This window comes from Aeromicrobium sp. (assembly GCF_049586495.1).
Classification (GTDB): domain Bacteria; phylum Actinomycetota; class Actinomycetes; order Propionibacteriales; family Nocardioidaceae; genus Aeromicrobium.
In genome coordinates, this window is record NZ_JBAVCB010000114.1 from 1 (window position 1) to 2,312 (window position 2,312).

Genomic DNA, 2,312 nt, shown 5'->3' on the forward strand with positions numbered 1-2,312 from the left:
GTCCGATGAAGGCGATCGTGGTCATGCTGACTCCCGTGTGTCGTGGTGGTGCAGGCCGAGCTCGCGATCGCCGAGAGGGGCGAAGCAGGCGTCGACGGCTGCTGGGTCGAGGTCTTCGACGGTGGGCGGATCCCACCGCGGTGTGCGGTCCTTGTCGATCACCTGGGCGCGCACGCCCTCGACGAAGTCGGGTCGTTGCTGCAGTCGGATGGCGAGCCGGAGGTCTTGGTCGAGCGTCTGGCGCAGGCCGTCGAAGGTGGCTGCTTGGCGCAGGCTCCGCAGAGCGACAGCGCACGACATGGGGCAGTGTCGCCGGACCTTCGTGGCGACCTCGGGCCGGACCGCCTCCAGTCGCTGCACGATGGTGAGCAGGTCGTCGCCGGCATAGGCGTGGTCGATCCACTCGTGGTCAGCGAGCAACGAGGCCTTCGGCGGCGTGGTGGCGATCTGCTCCAAGGCCGTGGCGACGTCGGTGGCCTCCAGCGCGGACACCAGGTCGGCGATCCGGTCCGTCGGCACGAAGTGATCGGCCATGCCGATGGCGATCGCGTCACCTGCGCCGATGGATCCGGCGGTCAACGCCAGATGGGTGCCGAGTTCTCCGGGCGCTCGGGCGAGCAGCAACGACCCACCGACGTCGGGCACGAAGCCGATGCCGACCTCGGGCATGCCGATGGACGACCGCTCGGTGACGATCCTCGTGCTGGCGTGTGCGGAGATGCCGATGCCGCCGCCGAGCACGATGCCATCCATGATCACGACGACGGGTTTGGGGTACTCGGCGATCTGCAGATCCAGCAGGTACTCGTCCCGCCAGAACTGCGCCCCGGCCGTGCCGCCCTCCTTGGCATCGTTGAACAGCGAGACGATGTCGCCGCCAGCGCACAGCCCGCGATCGCCGGCTCCGGTCAGCAGCACGGTCTCCACCGCGTCGTCCTCGCGCCACTCGTCCAGTGTCGCGGCGAGCATGCCCACCATCTCGTGGGTCAGGGCGTTGATGGCTCGTGGGCGGTTGAGCACCAGGTGGCCCAGGCGTCCGCTGCGCCGAACGAGGACGGCTGGCTCCTGCGTCATGCGGCGCCCGTGGTCGTGTCGAAAGACCGGCTGATGATCAGCTGCATGATCTCGTTCGTGCCCTCGAGAATCTGGTGCACCCGCAGGTCGCGGACCACCTTCTCGATGCCGTACTCGGCCAGGTAGCCGTACCCGCCGTGCATCTGCAGCGCAGTGTTGGCGGCGTCGAAGCCGACGTCGGTGACGAACTTCTTGGCCATGGCGCACAGGGTGACCGCGTCGGCGTCGCCGGCGTCCACCGCGTCAGCAGCCCGAAACAGCAGGCAGCGTGCTGCTTCGAGCTGAGTCTGGGCGTCGGCAAGTCGGAATCGCAGGCCCTGCTGTTCCAGCAGCGGGCCACCAAAGGCCTCGCGGGTGCGCAGGTGCTCGACGGCGCGGTCGACGGCCCACTGGGCCCCGCCGAGTGAGCACGCCGCGATGTTGAGGCGGCCGCCGTTCAGCGCTCCCATGGCGACGGCGAATCCGCCGCCTTCGCCGCCCAGCACCTGGCTGGGATCGACACGGACACCATCGAGCACGACCTGCCGGGTGGGCTGAGCATTCCAGCCCATCTTGCGCTCATTGGCACCGAAGGACAGACCGTCGGCGTCTCCGGGAACGAGAAACGCGGTGATGCCGTGCGACCCAGATTCGCCGGTGCGTGCCATCACGACGTACACGTGGCTGGTGCCGGCACCGGAGATGAATTGCTTGACGCCATCGAGCACCCAGCCATCGTCGCCGATACGGCGGGCCGTGGTGCGCAAGGCAGCAGCATCGGATCCGGCACCCGGCTCGGTCAGGCAGTAGCTGCCGAGCTCGGCCATCTCGGTCATGGCCGGGAGCCACGTCCGGCGTTGCGCCTCGGTGCCGTGCTCGTCGATCATGCCGACCACCATGTTGTGGATCGACACATAGGCCGCGATCGTCGTGTCGCCGCGAGCGAGCTGCTCGAAGATGCGCACGGACTCGGCCCGGCCGAGATCCGAGCCGCCGATGTCGTCACCGATGCAGATGCCACCGAGGCCGAGGTCGCCAGCGCGTCGCAGGACGTCGACCGGGAAATGTCTCTGCTCGTCCCACTCGATCGCGTGCGGCTCCAGCTCGGCCTCGGCGAACTTGCGTACCGCGTCCGTGAGGGCGCGTCGTTCGGTGGTCTCCATGACTCAATCCATCGTGGGGATGACGAAGCTGGCGGCGTCCTTGGTGCCCGAAGGCCAACGCGACGTGACGGTCTTGGTCTTGGTGTAGAACCGGAA

At 68.2% G+C, this 2,312-nt stretch carries 2 protein-coding genes; both read right to left on the minus strand.

Annotation, left to right across the window (positions count from 1 at the left end; all coding sequences use genetic code 11):
• Positions 1-21 precede the first annotated feature (21 nt).
• Positions 22-1,074: an enoyl-CoA hydratase/isomerase family protein gene (locus WB508_RS06195; RefSeq protein WP_423844011.1), complete on the minus strand. Its 1,053-nt coding sequence runs from the start codon at positions 1,072-1,074 to the stop codon at positions 22-24.
• Positions 1,071-2,216: an acyl-CoA dehydrogenase family protein gene (locus WB508_RS06200; RefSeq protein ID WP_423844012.1), complete on the minus strand. Its 1,146-nt coding sequence runs from the start codon at positions 2,214-2,216 to the stop codon at positions 1,071-1,073. Before WB508_RS06200 ends, WB508_RS06195 begins: the two co-directional genes overlap by 4 nt.
• Between the last annotated feature and the right edge of the window lie 96 nt (positions 2,217-2,312).

Coding starts and splice junctions, on each gene's coding strand:
- WB508_RS06200 (WP_423844012.1), bottom strand. CDS start 2,216: ATGGAGACCACCGAACGACGCGCCCTCACGGACGCGGTACGCAAGTTC.
- WB508_RS06195 (WP_423844011.1), bottom strand. CDS start 1,074: ATGACGCAGGAGCCAGCCGTCCTCGTTCGGCGCAGCGGACGCCTGGGC.